The sequence below is a fragment of the Myroides albus genome (assembly GCF_024722315.1).
Lineage (GTDB): Bacteria > Bacteroidota > Bacteroidia > Flavobacteriales > Flavobacteriaceae > Flavobacterium > Flavobacterium album_A.
Map to the genome: position 1 here is coordinate 51,937 of NZ_CP102754.1, position 21,361 is coordinate 73,297.

General features: G+C 32.2%; 20 protein-coding genes. 4 read left to right on the plus strand and 16 right to left on the minus strand.

Annotated elements, in window-relative coordinates; genetic code table 11:
• Window position 1: 1 nt before the first annotated feature.
• The 10 genes from efp to NWE55_RS00320 form a co-directional block, all read right to left on the minus strand.
• Entirely contained in the window at window positions 2-568 is a 567-nt protein-coding gene (gene efp / locus NWE55_RS00275) for an elongation factor P (protein ID WP_155091849.1), read from the minus strand.
• Window positions 569-596: 28 nt separating this feature from the next.
• Window positions 597-1,382 (minus strand): acyl-ACP--UDP-N-acetylglucosamine O-acyltransferase, encoded by a 786-nt coding sequence (gene lpxA / locus NWE55_RS00280; RefSeq protein ID WP_155091850.1) that lies wholly within the window; start codon window positions 1,380-1,382, stop codon window positions 597-599.
• A gap of 9 nt (window positions 1,383-1,391) precedes the next feature.
• A complete protein-coding gene (locus tag NWE55_RS00285; RefSeq protein WP_155091851.1) occupies window positions 1,392-2,786 on the minus strand; it encodes a bifunctional UDP-3-O-[3-hydroxymyristoyl] N-acetylglucosamine deacetylase/3-hydroxyacyl-ACP dehydratase in 1,395 nt (464 codons plus the stop codon).
• A gap of 43 nt (window positions 2,787-2,829) precedes the next feature.
• Window positions 2,830-3,846 (minus strand): UDP-3-O-(3-hydroxymyristoyl)glucosamine N-acyltransferase, encoded by a 1,017-nt coding sequence (gene lpxD / locus NWE55_RS00290; RefSeq protein WP_155091852.1) that lies wholly within the window; start codon window positions 3,844-3,846, stop codon window positions 2,830-2,832.
• A gap of 30 nt (window positions 3,847-3,876) precedes the next feature.
• Window positions 3,877-5,115, minus strand: a complete 1,239-nt coding sequence (locus NWE55_RS00295) for an HD domain-containing protein (RefSeq protein WP_258204441.1) — start codon at window positions 5,113-5,115, stop codon at window positions 3,877-3,879.
• A 100-nt stretch (window positions 5,116-5,215) separates the two neighbouring features.
• The gene (gene hutH / locus NWE55_RS00300; RefSeq protein ID WP_155091854.1) at window positions 5,216-6,718 is read right to left on the minus strand and encodes a histidine ammonia-lyase; all 1,503 of its coding nucleotides are present in this window, start codon (window positions 6,716-6,718) and stop codon (window positions 5,216-5,218) included.
• 24 nt (window positions 6,719-6,742) lie between these two features.
• A complete protein-coding gene (yaaA, locus tag NWE55_RS00305; protein ID WP_155091855.1) occupies window positions 6,743-7,510 on the minus strand; it encodes a peroxide stress protein YaaA in 768 nt (255 codons plus the stop codon).
• Window positions 7,511-7,568: 58 nt separating this feature from the next.
• Window positions 7,569-8,573 (minus strand): metal-dependent hydrolase, encoded by a 1,005-nt coding sequence (locus tag NWE55_RS00310; protein WP_155091856.1) that lies wholly within the window; start codon window positions 8,571-8,573, stop codon window positions 7,569-7,571.
• Window positions 8,574-8,659: 86 nt separating this feature from the next.
• Window positions 8,660-9,139: an Lrp/AsnC family transcriptional regulator gene (locus NWE55_RS00315; protein ID WP_006258948.1), complete on the minus strand. Its 480-nt coding sequence runs from the start codon at window positions 9,137-9,139 to the stop codon at window positions 8,660-8,662.
• Window positions 9,140-9,229: 90 nt separating this feature from the next.
• Window positions 9,230-10,381 (minus strand): M14 family metallopeptidase, encoded by a 1,152-nt coding sequence (locus NWE55_RS00320; RefSeq protein ID WP_155091857.1) that lies wholly within the window; start codon window positions 10,379-10,381, stop codon window positions 9,230-9,232.
• Between the two features lie 317 nt (window positions 10,382-10,698).
• Here NWE55_RS00320 and NWE55_RS00325 point away from each other — a divergent pair, with 317 nt between their 5' ends.
• The 3 genes from NWE55_RS00325 (at window position 10,699) to NWE55_RS00335 (ending at window position 13,081) form a co-directional block, all read left to right on the plus strand.
• A complete protein-coding gene (locus NWE55_RS00325) occupies window positions 10,699-11,166 on the plus strand; it encodes a helix-turn-helix domain-containing protein (protein WP_155091858.1) in 468 nt (155 codons plus the stop codon).
• A gap of 66 nt (window positions 11,167-11,232) precedes the next feature.
• Window positions 11,233-11,901 carry a spermidine synthase gene (locus NWE55_RS00330; RefSeq protein ID WP_155091859.1) on the plus strand — a complete coding sequence of 223 codons (669 nt, stop codon included), beginning with the start codon at window positions 11,233-11,235 and terminating at the stop codon, window positions 11,899-11,901.
• A gap of 64 nt (window positions 11,902-11,965) precedes the next feature.
• Window positions 11,966-13,081 carry a GNAT family N-acetyltransferase gene (locus NWE55_RS00335; RefSeq protein WP_155091860.1) on the plus strand — a complete coding sequence of 372 codons (1,116 nt, stop codon included), beginning with the start codon at window positions 11,966-11,968 and terminating at the stop codon, window positions 13,079-13,081.
• 1,400 nt (window positions 13,082-14,481) lie between these two features.
• On the opposite strand, the gene dnaN is transcribed toward NWE55_RS00335, so the two are convergent.
• The 5 genes from dnaN to NWE55_RS00360 form a co-directional block, all read right to left on the minus strand.
• Window positions 14,482-15,600 (minus strand): DNA polymerase III subunit beta, encoded by a 1,119-nt coding sequence (gene dnaN, locus NWE55_RS00340; RefSeq protein WP_155091861.1) that lies wholly within the window; start codon window positions 15,598-15,600, stop codon window positions 14,482-14,484.
• An 80-nt stretch (window positions 15,601-15,680) separates the two neighbouring features.
• A complete protein-coding gene (gene gldG, locus NWE55_RS00345) occupies window positions 15,681-17,366 on the minus strand; it encodes a gliding motility-associated ABC transporter substrate-binding protein GldG (RefSeq protein WP_155091862.1) in 1,686 nt (561 codons plus the stop codon).
• The gene (locus tag NWE55_RS00350; protein WP_258204442.1) at window positions 17,366-18,085 is read right to left on the minus strand and encodes an ABC transporter permease subunit; all 720 of its coding nucleotides are present in this window, start codon (window positions 18,083-18,085) and stop codon (window positions 17,366-17,368) included. Before NWE55_RS00350 ends, gldG begins: the two co-directional genes overlap by 1 nt.
• Window positions 18,086-18,095: 10 nt before the next feature.
• The gene (locus tag NWE55_RS00355; RefSeq protein ID WP_155091864.1) at window positions 18,096-18,392 is read right to left on the minus strand and encodes a putative quinol monooxygenase; all 297 of its coding nucleotides are present in this window, start codon (window positions 18,390-18,392) and stop codon (window positions 18,096-18,098) included.
• Window positions 18,393-18,406: 14 nt separating this feature from the next.
• Window positions 18,407-19,243, minus strand: coding sequence for an SAM hydrolase/SAM-dependent halogenase family protein (locus tag NWE55_RS00360; RefSeq protein WP_155091865.1), 837 nt, complete (start codon window positions 19,241-19,243; stop codon window positions 18,407-18,409).
• Between the two features lie 96 nt (window positions 19,244-19,339).
• Between NWE55_RS00360 and NWE55_RS00365 the strand changes: the two genes are divergently transcribed.
• The gene (locus NWE55_RS00365) at window positions 19,340-20,329 is read left to right on the plus strand and encodes a PhoH family protein (RefSeq protein ID WP_155091866.1); all 990 of its coding nucleotides are present in this window, start codon (window positions 19,340-19,342) and stop codon (window positions 20,327-20,329) included.
• A gap of 70 nt (window positions 20,330-20,399) precedes the next feature.
• Here NWE55_RS00365 and NWE55_RS00370 read toward each other — a convergent pair whose 3' ends face one another.
• A complete protein-coding gene (locus NWE55_RS00370; protein WP_155091867.1) occupies window positions 20,400-21,182 on the minus strand; it encodes an META domain-containing protein in 783 nt (260 codons plus the stop codon).
• Window positions 21,183-21,361: the final 179 nt, after the last annotated feature.

Consider the following 21,361-nt stretch of genomic DNA (forward strand, 5'->3'; position numbering starts at 1 on the left):
ATTATTCCTTGATACGCTCAATGTAAGCGCCATTTGTTGTATCAATTTTGATTTTATCACCTTCATTGATAAATAATGGTACATTCACATTAGCACCTGTTTCAACAGTTGCCGGTTTAGTAGCATTTGTTGCAGTATTTCCTTTTACACCAGGCTCAGTGTATGTAACTTCTAATATAACAGAAGCTGGCATATCAACAGCTATTGGCAACTCAGTTTCTGTATTAATTTGAACCATTACATTCTCTCCTTCTTTCAATAAATCTGGAGCATCTAAAATATCTCTAAGTAAAGTAATCTGCTCGTAATTTTCAACATTCATAAAGTGGAACTGATCTCCCTCTGGATATAAATATTGAAACTTATGAGTTTCTACTCTTACAGGATCGATTTTATGTCCTGCTGAAAAAGTATTTTCCAATACTTTACCATTAGTTAAACTTTTCATTTTAGTTCTAACAAATGCAGGTCCCTTCCCAGGTTTAACATGTAAGAATTCTACAATTTTATAAATATCATTGTTATACTTAATGCATAAACCATTTCTAATATCAGACGTCGTTGCCATTGCTTTTAATATATTTTAGTATTACTAATTAATAAATTCCCGAATATCCTCTCATAATTCCTCTCGATGAATTACGGATAAACATTAATATTTCATCACGTTCTGGTGTAGCTTCCATTTCAGCTTCAATTAATTCCAAAGCTTGTGTAGTATTAAAGTTCTTTTGATATAAGATTCGATAAATATCTTGAATCTCTCTAATTTTTTCAGGTTCAAAACCTCTTCTTCTCAACCCTACAGAGTTAATACCTGCATATGAAATTGGCTCACGTGCAGCCTTAATATAAGGAGGAACGTCTTTTCTCACCAAAGTACCTCCTGTAATGAAAGAATGAGAACCAATAGTACAGAATTGGTGTACAGCTACAAGACCAGCTAATACAACATAGTCACCAATTGTTACGTGTCCTGCCAAAGTACTTGAGTTAGAAAAGATACAGTTATTACCAACGATACAATCGTGTGCAATATGACTATATGCCTGAATCAAACAGTTACTTCCTATTACGGTTTTATATCTATCTTTTGTTCCTCTATTTATAGTGACACACTCTCGAATAGTTGTATTATCCCCTATTTCTACAGTAGTTATTTCACCTTCAAATTTTAAATCTTGTGGTTCAGCAGAAATTACAGCACCTGGAAAAATCTTACAGTTTTTCCCGATTCTAGCTCCTTCCATGATAGTCACATTCGAACCTATCCAAGTTCCCTCACCAATCTCAACGTTATTATGAATCGTTGTAAAAGGCTCAATAACTACATTTCGTGCTATCTTTGCGCCTGGATGAACATATGCTAAAGGCTGATTCATATTCTTCTTTTATAAGTTATTTATCTTTGATATTTGAGCCATTAATTCTGCTTCTGCTACTAACTTACCATTTGCATATGCATAACCTTGCATATGACAAATACCACGTCTGATAGGAGTGATTAATTCTAATTTAAAAATCAAAGTATCACCTGGGAATACTTTATTCTTAAATTTCACATTATCCATCTTCATGAAATAAGTTAAATAATTTTCTGGATCTGGAACAGTACTTAAAATTAATATACCTCCTGATTGTGCCATTGCTTCACAAATCAATACACCAGGCATTACAGGTGCTCCAGGGAAATGTCCTACAAAGAAAGGCTCATTCATTGTAACATTCTTAACACCCACTACGTGAGTATCAGACATTTCTAATATTTTATCTACTAACAAGAAAGGTGGTCTATGTGGTAATAGCTCCATAATTCTTGTTACGTCCATAAAAGGCTCTTTGTGTAAATCATATGTTGGAACATGATTTCTTTTCTCATTGCGAATAATCTTAGACATTTTCTTAGCAAATGCAGTATTCACAGCATGTCCTGGTTTATTTGCAATAACTTTTCCTCTAATACGAGTACCGATTAAAGCCAAATCTCCTACAACATCTAAAAGTTTATGTCGAGCAGCCTCATTTGGATAATGCAAAGTCAAATTATCCAATACCCCATTCGGTTTCACACTAATTTGATCTTTACCAAAAGCTTTCTTTAAATGCTCCATTGTCTCTGGAGAAATTTCTTTATCCACATAAACAATTGCATTATTCAAATCACCGCCTTTTATAAGACCATGAGCTAACAACGCTTCTAATTCATGTAAAAAACTAAATGTACGAGCTTCAGAAATATCTTCTTTAAAATCACTCATAGACTTTAAAGTAGCATTCTGAGTCCCCAACACCTTTGTACCAAAATCTACCATTGCAGTAATTTGGTAACTATCCGAAGGCATGACAATAATCTCACTTCCTGTAGCATCATCAACATAAGAGATAACCTCTTTTACAATATATTCATATCGCTCAGCATCTTGTTCTACTACTCCTGCTTTTTCTACAGCCTCTACAAAGTATTTTGAAGAACCGTCCATAATTGGAGGCTCTGAAGCATTCAACTCAATAATAACATTATCTAAATCACATCCAACTAATGCCGCTAATACATGCTCTGTTGTTTGAATACGAACTCCTTTTTTCTCTAAATTCGTACCACGTTGCGTGTTCACAACATAATTAGCATCTGCTTCAATAACAGGATGCCCTTCTAAATCCACTCTAACGAAAGTAAATCCGTTGTTTACAGGCGCAGGTTTAAAAGTCATTGTAACCTCTTGTCCTGTATGTAAACCAACTCCTACTAAAGTAATCTCGTTTTGGATGGTTTTTTGCTTAACCATAATTAAATCTTTTTAGTTTTGATAGGCTATAATTAAATATAAACTAATACTTCTTTTTTAAAAGTTCTACGTCCTCGGCTAATTTAGCAAGATTTTTAAAATAACTGTACGATCTTAAAAAATCTGCATGCCCCAACGCTGGAGTACCTTGAACAGCTGAATCATTTTTCAAGTTTTTAGTAACTCCTGATTGCGCTTGTATCTTAACATTATCTCCAATTGTCAAGTGCCCTACAATACCTACCTGTCCTCCAATTAGACAGTGCTTTCCGATTTTTGTAGAACCCGCAATTCCCGTTTGAGAAGCGATAACAGTATTTTCGCCAATCTCAACATTATGTGCTACTTGAATTTGATTATCTAACTTAACTCCTCGTCTAATAATGGTAGATCCTAAAGTAGCTCTATCAATTGTAGTACCTGCTCCAATTTCTACATTATCTTCTATAATCACATTACCTATTTGAGGAACCTTATTGTAAGTTCCATCTTCATTTGGAGCAAATCCAAAACCATCAGAACCTATAATAGTACCTGCATGTACAATACAATTATTTCCAATAATCGTTTCAGAGTATATTCTTACTCCTGCAAATATTATAGTATTATCTCCTATAACTACATTATCTCCTATAAATGAGTTCGGATATATCTTTACATTATTACCAATCTTAGAATTACTTCCTATATATGAAAAGCTACCAAGATACAAATCATCGCCATGAACAGCTCCTTCCGAAATAACAGCATATTGCTCAATCCCAGATTTCATTAATTTCACTTGATTATAGTATTCCAATAATTTAGAAAATGACTTGTAAGCATCATCTACTTTAATCATTGTAGTTTTCACTTCTTGATCAGGAGTAAAACTTTTATTAACGATAACCACAGATGCTTCCGTAGTATAAATATGATTTACATACTTAGGATTCGCTAAAAAAGATAACGAACCTTCTTTCCCCTCTTCAATTTTAGACAAAGTGCTAACTTGAACCGATGGGTTCCCAACAACTTCACCACCTAAAACTGATGCTATTTGTTCTGCTGATATTTTCATTAGGGCAAAAATATAAAATATAATTGAAATTTAACTTTGAAAAGTATTTTTTGGATAACAAACTAAATACTTGGTAACTGTTTTTGTCAGTGGCTTTAAATTAAGATGATCCGATACCTTCAGAACATCAACTACCTCCCCATCTTTTTTCAGAATCATAATAGGCTGCTTCTCTTTGCTATATGCTTGATTCTTTAATTTTCCTTGGAAAGCAAAGTAATTAGCAGACTCTAATTTTAAACCATACTTTTCGGCGACAACTGTTTTTAAATTAGCTATCTTACTTTGAAGTTCTTCCTTATTATTAAAAACTTCTATACGCAATAAATCTCTATTGACAATCATTTTACTTAGGGTTGACAGGATAAAGTCCTCATGAAATTGCCAACTCTTAAGTGCTCCCATAATATCTGAATCATCCAATAATGAAAAATTCTCCAAAGCCTTGTCTTCAAACTCTTCAATGTCTATCTGATTGTACAAAAAGAATGACAATGCCTCACTTGCCCAAAGTTTTTTACCCCTGCTACACAATTCCTTAGCACGTTTTAAAATGCGAACCAAAATCAATTCAGCACACACACTTGTCTTATGCAAATAGGCTTGCCAATACATCAACCTACGTGCTATTAAAAACATCTCTACAGAATAAACACCTTTCTCCTCAACAACTAGATTATCATCTACCACATTTAACATCTGAATGAGGCGTTCTGAATTAATATTACCCTCTGCCACACCGCTATAAAAACTATCCCTTTTAAGATAATCTAATCGATCCATATCCAATTGACTGGATATTAATTGCAACATAAAATTACGATGATACTCTCCTTTAAAAATTTTAATTGCCAAATCTAATTGACCATTAAATTCCTTGTTGAGTTTTTTCATGAATAGCAGAGATATCATCTCGTGATGAACCCCTTCTACTATACTATGTTCCATAGCATGTGAGAATGGTCCATGACCAATATCGTGTAATAAAATAGCTACATATAGAGCCGTTTCTTCTTCTTCAGATATTGCAACTCCTTTAAATCTCAAAACTTGGACAGCTTTTTGCATTAAATACATACAGCCTAAGGCATGATGAAATCTCGTATGATGAGCTCCTGGAAACACCAAATAGGAAACTCCCATTTGCGAAATTCTTCTAAGTCTTTGAAAATAGGGATGCTGTACCAGATCATACAACAATGAATTAGGAATAGAGACAAACCCATAAATTGGGTCATTCAATAACTTTAATTTATTTGTAGTTGCCAACTATATATAGTTTAATAAATTCTAAAACAAATATATTAAAAAACCACATCTTTATCTCTAAAAAAATGTGGTTTAATATAGTTTTAGTAATTAATTTCGATTAATCTTCTAAATCAATTTGAAAAGTTTGCAAGAATCCTACTGTTTTTTCAATATCATAATGCAGTATTCTATCTTCTGAAACAAAAGACACTTCATCGCGATATGTTTTCACAAAAGCCTCTATAAAATCACTCGATTTCATTGGTCTTCTAAACTCCAAAGCTTGCGCTGCATTAAAGAGCTCAATAGCCAATATCCTCTCTAAATTTTCTACTACCTTAAATGCTTTAGTTGCGCCATTAGCACCCATACTCACATGATCCTCCTGTCCATTACTTGAGACGATACTATCCACACTTGAAGGAGTTGCCAATTGCTTATTCTGACTCACAATACTCGCCGCTGTATATTGCGGTATCATAAAACCAGAATTTAAACCTGGATCAGAAACTAAAAAAGCAGGTAAACCTCGAAGCCCAGATATCAACTGATAAGTTCTGCGTTCCGAAATACTTCCTAATTCAGCAATTGCTATACTCAAAAAGTCAAGAGCTAACGCCAAAGGTTGCCCATGAAAATTACCTCCCGAAACAATCAAGTCATCTTTATGAAAGATATTAGGGTTATCCGTAACAGAGTTAATCTCAGTTTTAAATACGCGATCAACATAGTCAATTGCATCCTTTGAAGCACCGTGAACTTGCGGTATACATCTAAAAGAATAAGGATCTTGTACATGCTCTTTTTCCCTACTAATCAATTCAGACCCTTCTAAAACTTCATTAAAAAACTGAGCAGTCAAAATTTGTCCTTTATGAGGACGAACGTAGTGAATCAATTCATTAAAAGGCTCTATTCGCCCGTCAAATGCCTCAAGTGACACCGCACCTATCAAATCAGCTAAATAAGAAAGCTTTTTTGACTTTAACAACGCATAACAACCATAAGCACTCATAAATTGCGTACCATTTAACAACGCCAGGCCTTCTTTTGATTTCAAGACAATTGGTTCCCAACCATACTTCTCTAAAACCTTAGAAGCAGGTTGTCTAAATCCCTCACAGTACACCTCTCCTTCACCAATCAGAGGGAGTGATAAGTGAGCCAATGGCGCCAAGTCCCCTGATGCTCCCAAAGAACCTTGTGTATACACAACAGGTAATATATCGTTATTGTAAAAATCAATCAATCGCTCTACAGTTTCCAACTGAACACCAGAATGACCGAAGCTCAAAGATTTCACTTTCAACAGCAACATGATTTTCACAATCTCCTCAGGCACTAAGTCCCCAGTCCCACAGGCATGTGATTTCATAAGATTTTCTTGTAATCTTGACAAGTTACTATTGTCTATCTTCACATTACACAAAGAACCAAACCCCGTATTTATTCCATATATAGGATCCGCTTGAGTATCCATTTTTTTATCTAAATAATCACGGCAGTTTACAATATTTGCCCTTGCTTCTTCAGACAACTGTATCTTCTGATTTTGAGTTAAAATCTCATTTAGCTTTTCAATCGTAAAAATATCCGAGCTGATATAATGTATCATTTCCATAAAATAATTGGCTAACTTATTTATTTATCTTGTAAAAACTAACTTATTTCCTTTAGATTCACTTTCACTCAAAGCATATCCATCAATATTGAATTTTTTTAATCCATCAATATCTTCCACATTGTTATCCAAAATATATCTAACCATCATTCCCCTTGCTTTTTTAGCATAAAAACTAATTGTCTTTAATTTGCCATCACGCAACTCTTTAAACTCAGGTATAACTAATTTTCCTTTTAAAACCTTAGTATCGATTGAACTAAAATACTCATTACTCGCTAAATTGACCACCAACTCATCTTGTTTCAATTCCTTATTCAAAGCAGAAGCCAGCACAGGCTTCCAGAATTCATATAAGTTTCCAAACTCGTTAATCGCCAATTTAGTTCCCATTTCTAATCGATAAGGCTCAATCTCATCGAACGGTCTTAAAATACCATAAAGTCCAGACAAAATCCTTACTTTATCTTGAAGCTGATCATATTTCTCATCTTTAAGAGAATACGCATCAAGCCCAACATAAACATCTCCATTAAAAGCAAAAATAGCTTGTCTAAAATCTTGCTTGTTCTTCTCTGACTTTTGGTAATTTCTTTCCTGATTTCTTTTCCAGTTCAAATCAGCAAGTGCATTAGATATCTTCATTAAGTCCATTAAATCCATTGGAGTTTTGGATTTAAGAACTTCATTAATTGTTTTTGATTCTTTTAAAAATTGAGGTTTTGTCACAATATCAACAGGTATACTCGTCGTATAATCTAAACTTTTAGCAGGTGATATTAAAATTTTCATAGTGTCATTTTTTATTTATCCAAATATAGTAGTTATCAATTTATTTTCATAGAACTAACTATACACCACCCATCCTTTTCCAAAGTTTTCTCAATAGTTTAACACCATCTCGCTTTTCTTTCTTCACCTCTCTGACTGATAATTGTCCATCATCATCAACATAAAAATCATAACTAAAAGCAAATTGAATATCTTCTTCATCATTTTTCAAAAGACCAAATCTCAAATCATTAAAAAATATTTTATCATTATCTTCCGTAAAAGTATACTGTCCCTCAGACACCTTTATAAGCCTTTTTAATAAAACATGATTTTCTAAATGTTCTTGATACTCGTGATTCTTAGGGAATGTCTGAAACTTTATTTCTGAAGTATCAAAAAAAGAATACTCCCCTATTAAAAAACTATCCTTTGTTTCGACAATTCCATTCCACAACACAACATTCATCGCAGTAGGCTTTACAGAAAGAGCACTATAACTAACATTTACTCTATCAAGAGCATCAGTAAACTTATAAAAAGCCAATGCCTTCAAAAGTAAAGTCAAAGCTAAATATGAAGAACTAACAATCAATCCTAAATTATTAAACCTCATTCGCTTTCTTAAATTATTCTTCTCGCGCATGGACCTAATTAAAAAGTAAATGAAGGGCAAGGTATAAAGAGGATCTATTACAAAAATAGATTTAAAGGCAAACATATAATCAAAAGGCCACAATACACGTGTTCCCCATGAGGTAAATACATCTAAAATAGAATGCGTAAACAAGCCCCAGAAAAACAACCAATATCCTTCTTCGTAAGTTAGCCCATTTTTTTTCTCAATCTTATACACTACAAACCCTAGAAGAAAAGAAGCGAAAATTGCAAATAATATAGAATGACTCACGCCTCTGTGGATTTCCAAGGCGGTCAAAGGATCAGTCATCCAACCAACAACAACATCTAAATCCGGTATAGTTCCAGCGATAGCACCATACAGAACAGCTCTATTCTTTAGTTTCTTTCCCGCTACAGCATTTCCTATAGCCCCTCCTAAAACAATCTGAGTCAATGAATCCATACTACTCTATTTATTATCAATGGTAATTATACAAAAAAAACTGCCATATAGCAGTTTTCTTTTTTGTTCTATAAGTATTATGAATACTATAATTCTTTAAAAATAGTATGCATTAAACGTTTTTTATCATTGATACTTTCTTCTAAAGAAATCATTGATTCAGTTCTGTAAACTCCTTCAATGTCATCAATCATATAAATAACTTCTTTTGCATGACGTGTATTCTTAGCTCTAATTTTGCAGAACACATTAAATTTACCTGTTGTAACGTGAGCCACTGTAACAAATGGTATTTCATTAATTCTCTCTAAAACGAATTTAGTTTGAGAAGTATTATGAAGAAATATTCCAATGTAAGCAATGAAAGCATAACCTAATTTCTCATAATCTAATGTTAATGAAGAACCTTGGATAATACCTGCATCTTCCATTTTCTTAACGCGTACGTGAACAGTACCTGCCGAGATTAAAAGTTTTTTTGCAATATCTGTAAAAGGAACTCTCGTATTATCAATCAACATATCTAATATTTGGTGATCGATTTCATCTAAACGAAATTTACTCATAAATCAATTATTTATCTTAATTCTAAATCTATAATTCTGTACAATAATACTAAATAAAAATCATCTTTATTCAAAAAACCTTAAATTTTATTATTTTTTTAATAGTTTTTTAACCTCGACATCTTCAATATTTACAACATCTGACAAATTTTTATTCAACATCTCTATCATAAATCTACTACTTTTTTTAAAGTAAAAAACTTTATTTATTGAAAGATGCACAAATTTACTTTGTTTTTTATTAATATCCACAACAATGGGGCAAAATTTAACTTTTTCCTCCTCTAATTCTTCTAAAAATTGAATATTCACAATATAACTTTCACCAGAATCACTAAAGACTACATTGGTTAAAGCTACATCACAAAAGTTTTTCTCATTTTCTGGGATTTGAAAATAATCTTCAATAGTATAGTTAAAATATGATTGAGTAGCTATTCCATCAAGCATATACAACAAAGATTTAAATACAAACATTCTCGTTTGCTCTCGATCATAATCTCCTTGATAATGCCCTGCTTCAAATAACACAGTTGGTATATTGAGTGTCTGACAATAATCACCTATGCAATTAATATTAAAACTATCATCAAATCTACCTACCTGACCAGGAAGATCTCTTTCTAATTTATCTTTGACAGCAGCAATCAACTTCATAGCTACTTCCCTATATGAATTAATATCGCGCTCAAAATTATATGCTGGTGACAAGAAAGAAATAGTAGCTGGTAGATTACTTGAACCCACTCCAAAAATAGTTCTTTGATCATGTAGATTAAATGCAAAATTAGGTTTGAAATCCTCTATACTTTTTCGAAGAATTCTACTTTCTGGTTCTTTCAAATCTATTGAATCTCGATTCAAATCTATTCCATTAGCATTTACTCTTGTATAAAATTCAGCACCATCAGGATTCAATATAGGTATGATTCTTAAAGTAAAAATATCCCTCCATTTTAACACTTCTACCTGAGTATCATCAGAGAGGTAATTTAACAAATCTATCACTGCTTTTGTTGTGGTTGATTCGTTACCATGCATCTGAGACCACATCAAAATTCTTATACTACCATTCCCCCAAGTAATACTTTTAATCTCTTTTCCCAAAACAGATTCTCCTTCTATATTTAACTTAAAGCTATACTTTAAGTCTCGTAAAAAATCCTCGATACTTTTATTAGTGATATACCTACCCTTAATTTTACTATAAGTATTGGTCTTTACAATATTATCTACCTCCATTGCTTGAGTTACTTTTCATTAGTATTACAAATGTAAACAGATATTTTTTTACATCTGTAAACAGTTAAATTAAAATCATAGTTTACAATTGTAATTTACATTAGTATACATTCATACTGTTACTTGCAAATAAATCATTTCAAACAAAATAAAAACACAAAACATAATAAATCAACTATTTAAGTACTATATATTAAACCAATACGTTAACATAGTTTACATATATACAGTTGTAAACATTGGATATATACAATAAATAATTACATTTGTAAACAGTTATATATTTTGTATGTATTTACATTTTTAAACAAATACCTATGGACAATTTTGTAAACAGATTAGAATTTTTACTGGAAACATTAGACTATACTGCTTCCGCTTTTGCCGATAAAATTGGAGTACAAAGATCGAGTTTATCTCACCTTCTATCGGGTAGAAACAAACCAAGTTTAGATTTCATTCTAAAAATAAATGACACCTTTCCCGACATTAATCTCTTGTGGTTACTCAAGGGAAAAGGCAATTTTAACAACCTCGATAATCAGGAAATAAACATACAAAAAGACATCCCTTCTTTAACCAACACACCTATTTCCCCTACTCTATTTGATGAAGATAAACGAGAAAAAGAAAATAATATTTTAACAAAAAAAGAGGAAAATATTGAAAGTAAAAGCTTGACAAATTTAGCTCCAATCGCACAGTCTTTTAATTCAAATAGCGACATAGACCAAATTATTATTTTTTATAAAGACGGAACTTTTAGCAACTTCAAACCTAAATAAAAGAATAATAATCCATGTCCTATTTCAATAAAGTAATGCACTATCTTTGCAATTAAAAACGTTTAAATGATAACTAAATTTCTAAGCTATTTTTTTCCAATTACCATAAAAAAAACAAACTCTAAAATCAACAATCAATTAGAAGTTACATGGCATAAAGGAGAATTAAATTTAGATTCTACAAATACAAACTACTCCTATGGAAATCTTGAAAAAGTACTTCGAGATGGACTAAAATTTATTGGCAGTCATAAAATAAAAGAGATGAATCATATCTTGGTTTTAGGATTAGGAGCAGGTAGCATAGTCGATACTTTAAGAAATTATATTAACTACCAAGAGAACATTATTAGCGTTGAAATTGATCCTATAGTTATCCATTTAGGAAAGAAGTACTTCAATTTAAAAAAGCTAACTCATAAGCACACTATCGTTGAAATGGATGCTTTCGAATATGTTCTTAGAAGTCAAGAAACCTTTGACTTGATTGTCATCGACATCTTTCAAGATTACACGATGCCAAGTTTTCTATTCGAGGACTATTTTGTATCTCACCTAAAGGAATTATTATCAGTTAATGGTTTTATATTATTCAACACTATCATATTAGACGAACATCACAGAAAAAGAAATAACGCCTTTTTGCAGATGTTTGAAAAAGAGATGTACTCCACTCGCATATATCCGAAAAGCCAAACACACAATGAACTAATTACAATCAAAAAGCTTAGGTAATAAAGTTTTAATACACTCACAAATAATTATCTTTGTAAATCTAACAGATGATAAGACTTACAAAATGATAAAGATTATAGAAGCTCAAAGCAAAAAGGAAATAGCTGATTTTGTCAAATTCCCTTTTAAACTTTATAAGAACAATCCTTATTGGGTCCCTCCCATCATAAAAGAAGAAATAAAGAGTTTCGATCTGAAAAATGACATATTCAAAAGTGTTGATGTAAAATTCTTCTTAGCGTATAAAAACAACGAAATTGTAGGCCGTGTTGCTTGTTGTATTAACTGGACAGAAGTAAACGATTTACACAAGAGCAAAGTCAGATTTGGATGGCTTGAGATGATTGATGATATCGAAGTTACTAAAGCGTTAATTCAAGTCGTTAAAGAGTTCGGAAAAACCCATAAAATGAACTATATAGAAGGCCCTATGGGATTTTCTAATATGGATAAAGCAGGAATGCTAACAAAGGGGTTTGACTATATTGCTACCATGATCGGGATATACAATCCTGAATACTACCCTATACACCTTGAACAATTAGGCTTTAAACCTGAAGCTGAATGGATAGAATACAAATTAGACAAGACACTCTATAACGAAGGAAAATTAACTAAGATGGCCAGTTTGATAGAAAGTCGCTATAATGTAAAAGCACTTGAATTCAAAACGACAAAAGAGCTAATGCCTTATGTGAATGAAATGTTCGCTCTTTTAAACAAAACATATGCTGACCTACAAAGTTTTGTTCCTATACAAGATTTTCAAATTGAGCATTATAAAGAAAAATACCTTCAATTCATCCACCCCGATTTCATCTCTTGTATCATGGATGAAAACAATAAGATGATTGCATTTGCCATCACTATGCCGTCATTCTCTAAAGCATTTCAAAAAGCAAATGGCAAATTATTCCCATTCGGTTTTTTACATTTACTTAAAGCCATAAGAAAGAACAATCATGCAGAGTTTTATCTTATAGGAGTAGATCCAGAATACAGAAGTAAGGGAATTACTGCAGTTATATTTAGAGAAATATATGACTGTTTCAAAAAACACAATATTGAATTCATAGAAACCAATCCTCTTTTAATTGAAAACAATAAAATTCAATTGTTATGGAAAAACTTAAATCCAATCATTCACAAAGAACGAAAAACCTTTAGATTAGATTTATAAAAATATAAAAGACTCTCATTTTTTAACATTTTATCCAAATAAGATATTTGAATTATCCATTTAAGATAACTAATGTTAATTTAAAGAAATAACAACATATAATTAAATAAAATATCCTACATTAGCTATAGGAAATCAGAAAAATACAAATAACTATTACTTTTACTACAATTAAAACTATGGTTTCCTAAAACATTAAATTGAACTCTCAACACTTGACGAGTTCAATTTTTTTTATCTATACTTGAACAAGAAAACTTTCACATCAGCTCTTATGCACAAATTTAGAACTATAGATAAAGTTCAACCATCACTATTCCAGAATTCATTTAGAGATGATATCTCTTTCTAAAAATAGTAGCCCTTATACTTATGTTTTAGAGCGAATGAAAGAGATATGAAGTAGAATTGCTTTATAGTATTTAGCTAAAGGAAATCAGTGTTTAAATAGCAGAATAAAAAATAGTACTTTCCTTGGGCTTTCTTGCACTTTTCTTGCGGTATCCTTGCACTTTTGTCCACAAAAAGGGGTGTTTCTCGAAGAAAACCCCTAGTATCCCCCTAGAATCCCCTAAGAAAGTGCGACCAAAACAGCACCTGTTCACATCGTTAATAAAAGTAGTTGAGAGCTATAGCTCCAAAAAGCGCACTAACAGATAGCCGCATTGACAGATATGGATTTCCACAATCATTCTTCCCTTAAAAGTAGAGCTATAATTTTGTCAACAATGCTTTTGTGTTTGCTGTATTAAAGTACTCAACGAAATACACTGATAAACCTATAGTCAATATTACTTTACTGTCCATCATCGAACAAAGTTCCTTCTTTACACTTTCCGCACTTACTTTGCACCTTAAACGACTCTTACCAATTTATGTGATACAAATGAGGGTAAACTATAATACCATGAGCCAACATTAAATTCTCTCTCACTTATAGCCTATTAGCAATCCTGTTTCTCTCTCAATATTGGTGATTACAAGAAAACAAGACCAATAGTCAATAAATCCAATTGATATTTAGTCAAAAAGCAGATTAGAACACCTTAAGACATTTCGCAAACAAGTACTAAAACAGAATTCTCACCTTAAAAAAGCATCAGCTCCATTCGCCTATAAAACCTACAAGTAATCCAAATACAACACTGTGATATAAGTTCATACATCAGCATTGCATAATTCATAGCTTCCACCTCATCTATCCCCCGTATTCTTCAACGTAAACCAACAAACAGCAGCCCTATAGTATTTTATACCTTTCTGTAAAAAAACACACTATAATACAACCATACAACTCAACGTACTACAATAAAAAAATCATCCTAAACAATTAGAATGATTTTCATAGTACCAAAAAAAGGGTTTACGATTTGTAAACCCTTTTATATATTCTTATTTTTCTAGTTATTCAACATAACTGGCATTACTAACATTGTAACAGATTCTCCATCTTCTAATCCATCAACAGGTGTTAAGATTCCCGCTCTATTTGGCAAAGACATTTCTAAGAGAATATCGTCTGATTGAAGATTGTTCAACATCTCAACAAGAAAACGTGAATTAAACCCAATCTGCATATCATCACCTTGATAATCACATGTCAATCGCTCATCAGCCTTGTTTGAATAATCGATATCTTCAGCAGAAATGTTTAATTCTGTACCTGCTACTTTTAATCTAATTTGATGTGTAGTCTTATTAGCATAAATAGAAACACGACGAACTGAATTTAAAAATTGTACTCTATTAATTAATAGTTTATTTGGATTTTCCTTTGGTATTACTGCTTCGTAATTTGGATACTTACCATCTATTAATCGACAAGTCAATGAATAATTATCAAAGTAAAACTGTGCATTAGATTCATTAAACTCGATCGTTACATCTGCTCCAGAAGACATTAAAATATTCTTTAATATAGTCAATGGCTTTTTAGGCATAATGAAACTTGCTTCATTTGAAGAAGAAATATCAGATCTTGAATATTTCACCAATTTATGAGCATCAGTAGCAACAAATATTAATCCAGAAGGAGAAAACTGAAAGAATACTCCTGACATTACTGGACGCAAATCATCATTACCTGCAGCAAATATAGTTTTGCTAATCGCAGTTGCTAAAACTCCTGCTGGCACCTCCGTTTTTGAAGGATCTTCTAAAGACTCAGCTTTTGGAAACTCCTCTCCTTGAGCATAAGCCAATACATATTTACCAACATCTGAACTTATTTCAATTGTATTGTTTTCCTTCACTGAGAAAGTCAATGGTTGCTCTGGAAACGTTTTTAACGTCTCTAACAACAACTTAGCTGGTACAGCTATACTTCCTTGACTTGTTGATTCAATCTCTAATGTAGCTGACATTGTTGTCTCTAAATCAGAAGCAGAAACCTTTAATATATTATTATCTAATTCAAATAAAAAATTATCTAAAATATGTAAGGTATTACTACTATTGATAACACTACCCAAAACCTGTAGCTGTTTTAACAAGTAGGAACTCGATACTATAAATTTCATATTACAATTATTTAACTCCGCAAAGTGCTTTATAGCTACAAATATATCGGATTATTATTAATAATAAAAGTGATTTTGTCTTACTTTTTCTCAAAAATGCGTTTTTTCAAAACTAAAAAAACAATTGAAAAAATGACAACAATCAGTATTGGTAAGATTAAAGCTAACATTTGAATTTTTGTATAATTCTGATACACTTTAACTTTGTCCATCATTGGGAATCTAACTTCTTTGGTACGAAGCTGTATCAACCCACTATCATCTAATAAGAAATCAACTGAATTCATCAATAACTCCTTATTCCCATATAATTTATTAGTCCATTTATCATATCCTAACTCCATGGGAGCACCTCTCTGATCCAATTGATTCTTTGCTAAATTACCATCTGAGAAGACAATTATTTTATTTTGTAGCCCCTTCTCTTTGAAATCACTCATTTGAAAAGGCAATACTCTATTCTGAAAAACAGATCTAAAATCTCCTTCTAATAAGACTCCTAAAATATAGTTTCCTTTTCCTTCATATACCTCTGGTCCTACCTGTTCGTTTAAAACATCAAGACTTATCTCAATAGGAGTTCCTACGGTTGACGAGTATTTTGAAGATTGCAATAAAACTGTCTTAGCAATGTTGTTTTTTAAAGTATCTATTGGCGATACGAAATCAAACTTAACTCCTTCTATATTTTTTATTATTGGATGTTTCCCCTCTGGATAAACAAAAGGAGAAAATTTCCAAATAAAATCCCCATACTGCGTCTCACTTCCTTGTTTTCCTATTGCTAATTTAATTGGAGCACCTATTTCATCTTTAACCAAGACAGGGTTTATTCTAACACCATATTTAAACAACATTTCCCCTAAACTTTGGTCTTTAGCATAAGCTAACATATTACCTGTAGCACGCAAACTATCAAAATCTGCTTGAACTTGATCTAACATAAAAATAGCCTTACCTCCACTGACAATATATTGATCAACTACTTGAATTTGTTTGTCTGTGAAATTTTTATGAGGCTTTGCTATTAAAGTTAAATCATATTCCTTCAGCTCATTTAAAGTCTTTACTGGATTACTTGCAACTGAATCTAAAGTAAAAGGAGCTATATAATAACTCTCTTTTAAAGATAATAATAAATCTGCAATATATACATCTTCTAATTCGTCATTTCCTCTTAAAACAGCTATTTTCTTTTGCTTCTCTTTTATTACCTTTTGTATTGCATCAATAAAAGCATATTCCAAGTGCTGAACAGAAGTCAATACTTTTTCTTCCGTATTCGCTCCTAACATATTTTTCAACAACTGAACTTTGGATGCCTTTTCTCCCCTCGAGACAATCGCCCACGGTAAAACCACTTGCTGGGTTTGAGTCCCTTTATCATTTACCGTGATAGAAACAGGTTTAATTCCATACTGAACAAGTTCATTCAAAACCTCCTCACTACCATTAGCCTCATCTAAAGGGTTTACAAATTGAAACTTTACATTCGAATTTACAAGTTCAAACTCCTCTAATAGTTGACGCGTTTCTAATTGTAACCTTCTAAACTCACCTGGAAATTTTCCTTCTAAAAAAACATCAATTATAATGGGGTTTTCAACCTGTTCTAATAATTTCACTGTTGCTTCTGACAAGGTATACCGTTTATCTTGTGTTAAATCGAATCGCTTGTAAACAAGACCTCCTATCAAATTGAGCAACACAATCACAACAATACATTGCAACAGTACTTTTAGATTTTTACTTAAATTACTTTTCATTATTTGCGCAATGTTTTTATTTTAGAAACTGTCATACTTAAAAATAAAAAAGCGATTGAAACAAAGTATATTAAATCTCTTGTATCTATCACCCCCCTAGAAATACTTCTAAAATGATATTGTACTCCAAATTTCTCTACGAATGTACTCTGCATTAAGCCTGCTAAAGCATCTATTCCCAAAGAGAAAAACAGACACAACCCCACTCCTAATATAAAAGAAACTATTTGGTTTTCTGATAAGGCAGAAGCAAATATTCCCATCGCTCCATACGCAGCAGAGAGAAACAATAATCCAAAATAAGATCCAAGTACACTTCCCATATCAAATTCTTGCCCAGGCAAGAGATAACTCTCTAAAAAGTAGACATTTATAACAGTAGGTAATATCGACAAGAAAATCAAAAACAATATTCCAAAATACTTGCCTAAAACAATTTGCCAAACAGAAAGGGGTTTAGTTAGTAACAACTCTATTGTCCCCTGCTTTATTTCCTCTGACAAACTTTTCATTGAAACAGCTGGAATTAAAAAAGTTAAGACCAAAGGAGCTAAATAAAAAAACGGAGCTAAATCCGCAAAATTACTTTGCAATATATTGTAAGTTCCATCAAAAAACCAAAGCATTAAGCCATTGATCAATAAAAATACGATGATAACTAAATACCCTGTCAAACTACTTAAAAAAGAGCGGATTTCCATTAAACAGATGGCTTTCATTCTTAATATCTTATTTAACTGTTACTAATCTATCTACACTCCAAGCTTCTGCTTTTTCACTAAAAAGCGTTTTGACAAAAGGCCAAACTTCTTTAAAAGTACTTGAATGCCTGTAAGTATCTAAATCTTGCTCTGTATCCCAGTAGCTATATGTAAAAAAAATATTCTTTATATGCTTGTCCTGATACAACTCCAAGAAAGTACAACCTGGTTGATTCCTCACAACACTCTTTATTTCTTCAAAGTAATTCACGAATTCCTCTACCTTATCTTCGTGAAAAGTAAGCTTTACGATTCTAATAAACATCCTTAATTATTTTGTTATGTAATAGGTTCAACGGCAAATTCTATTGATATATTGTCATGTAGTTGAAGACTTAATAATGTTCTTGGAGATCCACCCGGATTATTAGGCCTAGAATAAAAGATTGTAATCACAAGTAAATCAAGGTCATTAAAAACAGCTAATAAATCACCCGCTCTATCTTTGAGCGTCATACTCTCTGTGACTTTAAAATCTGCATAGTATTTATTTAGTCGCGATATGCTATTGCTCTTAACGCGAATAACAAAGTCTTTTCCTCGGCCAATTTTATCAAATGCTTCCTTGGTGATATTAGTAATCAAATTGCCATAGGTGTCTTCATAGACAATTTTACCTGAGATTCTATTATCCTCTAAAATTAAAGAATCACTAATTCGATTTAATTTAGTTAAGCTCTCAACCTCAACCCCTAAACTTTTAAGCTTTCTTCCTTCAGATAACTGATAAGCACAATACACAAATAAATCATTTGATCTCAAACTTCCATCATTGTGAATGTAAACAGCACTTTCAAATCCATCAGAAGATAGCAATTGGGTTAAGACACCATTGTCTACTGTAATAAAATAATGCCCATTGTATTTCATACACACCGCGGGCGTACTTTCAGAAATAAAAGCATCTACAGCAACAATGTGAATTGTTCCTTTTGGAAAATTATTATAAGTGGCAGCAATAACAAAACCAGCTTCTTCTATATTATAACTAGTTATTCCATGTGATATATCTACTATATTACAATTAGAAATATTTGAATAAATCTTTCCCTTCAATGCGCCAACATAATAATCTTTGTATCCAAAATCAGTCGTCAATGTAATTATCTTTTGCATTGTAAATTTTTAGTATAATTTTTAGAAGAGTCGAATTTTTATAGTAGCTTTGAGATACAAAATTATGTTATTTTTTTTAATTAATTCTCATAGGTATTGAACGAAAGAGTAATTGAACTTACAGAATTTAGCCCAAAAGACTTTTGGGGGCCACAAGATATTCATTTAGACTTACTTAAAAAGCTCTATCCAAAAATCAAAATAGTTGCTCGTGGCGGAATCATAAAAATATTTGGAGACCCAGAAATTTTAGATGAATTTGAAAAGCGATTTGACAGACTCATCAAGTATTTTGCAAGATACAATAGAATTGATGAAAATGCAATTGAACGAATCGTCATGGACAATGGACCACAGATTATGAATCCTGCTGATGACATCTTAGTTCATGGTGTATCAGGCAAGCTAATCAAAGCGTTAACCCCTAATCAACAAAAACTCGTCAAGTTTGTAGAGAAAAATGACATGGTATTTGCCATTGGACCTGCTGGTACAGGAAAAACCTATACAGGTGTCGCTCTTGCCGTAAGAGCCCTAAAAAACAAAGAAGTAAAGCGAATTATTCTAACTCGCCCTGCTGTAGAAGCTGGAGAAAACTTAGGTTTCTTACCTGGTGACATGAAAGATAAGCTTGATCCTTATATGCAACCCCTTTATGATGCATTACGAGACATGCTTCCTCCTCAAACCTTAGATGATTACATACTCAAAGGCGTAATTCAAATTGCTCCATTAGCTTTTATGCGTGGCCGTACATTAGACAATGCTTTTGTTATCTTAGATGAAGCTCAAAACACTACGCACTCACAAATGAAAATGTTTTTAACTCGAATGGGAAAAAGTGCTAAATTCATCATCACTGGAGATCCTGGTCAAATCGACTTACCGAGAAAAGTATCGTCTGGGTTAAAAGAGGCGTTATACATTCTAAAAGACGTCGAGGGCATAGGGATTTTGTACTTAGACGACAAGGACATTGTCAGACATCGCTTAGTGAAAAAGATTGTCGATGCCTATAGAAAAAGTGAAGAAAGACCAGATCAAATGTCTTTTGAAGAACTAAAGAAGATGGAAACAAAACAGTAAAATACAAAAAAGGGAAACTTAATAAGTCTCCCTTTTATTTTGTATTTCATCACCCTATTAAAGGCTTTAATTACATCCCATAAACATCGCGTAAAAAAGTCAATTTTTGAACTGCCCCTTCATACAACATTAAATAATCGCCTTTTATCTCATAGCGATCACAATTATCCAATACAGCGAGTAACTCTTTCTCTTTTTGATACATCTCAGTTACATATTCTGGCGATAAGATTATTTTAAAAAAAACAGAATCACCTTCACATCTTAAATCCCCATAAATCATATGATTACCGCCACTGCCTGAAAAACTTCTTGTATTAATATCAATGCAAATCAACGGTATCTGATTTATACCCAATTCTTCCACTCTCTTTCCTTCGTATGACTGAAAAATCCAGTTACCCGAAAGTGAATTGTCATACAAATAATGACCAAAACAAGCGAAGTCAACAGAGTCATCTTGCAATTCTTGCTTTTTCACTAAACTTACAGCTACTGAATGATCAAAACGTCCATCTAGAAAATCACGAGCTGTCTCGTCTTCATAGATCACAATTTCTATTTCCTCGTGTTTTGTTGAAGACTTATAAACACGGCTCTCTCCCTCTATCAAAGGTTCAACAAATGGAAAGATAATCTTTTGATTGGGCTTAGAACTTGAATATACTATACCTTTTTTACTTATTGCAATGGCTTGCAATGAATCTTGAGCTACAGCTTTAAAAAATGTTCCATCCAAATCATTCTTATTCAGTAAATCCATTTGTTTAGATGTACTGTCCTTACTATTTTTTTCTCTTGACTGCTCCATCCCACAAGATGGAAACAGAGAAACTGTCAACGCCAAAATCATAATTTCCCTTTTATTTACAACTTTAAGAATCAAAGGCTATACCAAAAAAATACATTATCGACTAATTAACATTTTTTAAGTTAACATTTACCTCCTAAAACTGCATTATTCCTAACTTTACCTTCTTAAAAAAACGTTGCAAAGATACGACTATAATAAAAAAGTATATAATACTTTAT

Excerpts from the sequence above, each read along its gene's own strand:
- efp (WP_155091849.1), bottom strand. The coding sequence starts at position 568 with ATGGCAACGACGTCTGATATTAGAAATGGTTTATGCATTAAGTATAAC.
- lpxA (WP_155091850.1), bottom strand. The coding sequence starts at position 1,382 with ATGAATCAGCCTTTAGCATATGTTCATCCAGGCGCAAAGATAGCACGA.
- NWE55_RS00285 (WP_155091851.1), bottom strand. The coding sequence starts at position 2,786 with ATGGTTAAGCAAAAAACCATCCAAAACGAGATTACTTTAGTAGGAGTT.
- lpxD (WP_155091852.1), bottom strand. The coding sequence starts at position 3,846 with ATGAAAATATCAGCAGAACAAATAGCATCAGTTTTAGGTGGTGAAGTT.
- hutH (WP_155091854.1), bottom strand. The coding sequence starts at position 6,718 with ATGGAAATGATACATTATATCAGCTCGGATATTTTTACGATTGAAAAG.
- yaaA (WP_155091855.1), bottom strand. The coding sequence starts at position 7,510 with ATGAAAATTTTAATATCACCTGCTAAAAGTTTAGATTATACGACGAGT.
- NWE55_RS00310 (WP_155091856.1), bottom strand. The coding sequence starts at position 8,573 with ATGGATTCATTGACTCAGATTGTTTTAGGAGGGGCTATAGGAAATGCT.
- NWE55_RS00315 (WP_006258948.1), bottom strand. The coding sequence starts at position 9,139 with ATGAGTAAATTTCGTTTAGATGAAATCGATCACCAAATATTAGATATG.
- NWE55_RS00320 (WP_155091857.1), bottom strand. The coding sequence starts at position 10,381 with ATGGAGGTAGATAATATTGTAAAGACCAATACTTATAGTAAAATTAAG.
- NWE55_RS00325 (WP_155091858.1), top strand. The coding sequence starts at position 10,699 with ATGGACAATTTTGTAAACAGATTAGAATTTTTACTGGAAACATTAGAC.
- NWE55_RS00330 (WP_155091859.1), top strand. The coding sequence starts at position 11,233 with ATGATAACTAAATTTCTAAGCTATTTTTTTCCAATTACCATAAAAAAA.
- NWE55_RS00335 (WP_155091860.1), top strand. The coding sequence starts at position 11,966 with ATGATAAAGATTATAGAAGCTCAAAGCAAAAAGGAAATAGCTGATTTT.
- dnaN (WP_155091861.1), bottom strand. The coding sequence starts at position 15,600 with ATGAAATTTATAGTATCGAGTTCCTACTTGTTAAAACAGCTACAGGTT.
- gldG (WP_155091862.1), bottom strand. The coding sequence starts at position 17,366 with ATGAAAAGTAATTTAAGTAAAAATCTAAAAGTACTGTTGCAATGTATT.
- NWE55_RS00350 (WP_258204442.1), bottom strand. The coding sequence starts at position 18,085 with ATGAAAGCCATCTGTTTAATGGAAATCCGCTCTTTTTTAAGTAGTTTG.
- NWE55_RS00355 (WP_155091864.1), bottom strand. The coding sequence starts at position 18,392 with ATGTTTATTAGAATCGTAAAGCTTACTTTTCACGAAGATAAGGTAGAG.
- NWE55_RS00360 (WP_155091865.1), bottom strand. The coding sequence starts at position 19,243 with ATGCAAAAGATAATTACATTGACGACTGATTTTGGATACAAAGATTAT.
- NWE55_RS00370 (WP_155091867.1), bottom strand. The coding sequence starts at position 21,182 with ATGATTTTGGCGTTGACAGTTTCTCTGTTTCCATCTTGTGGGATGGAG.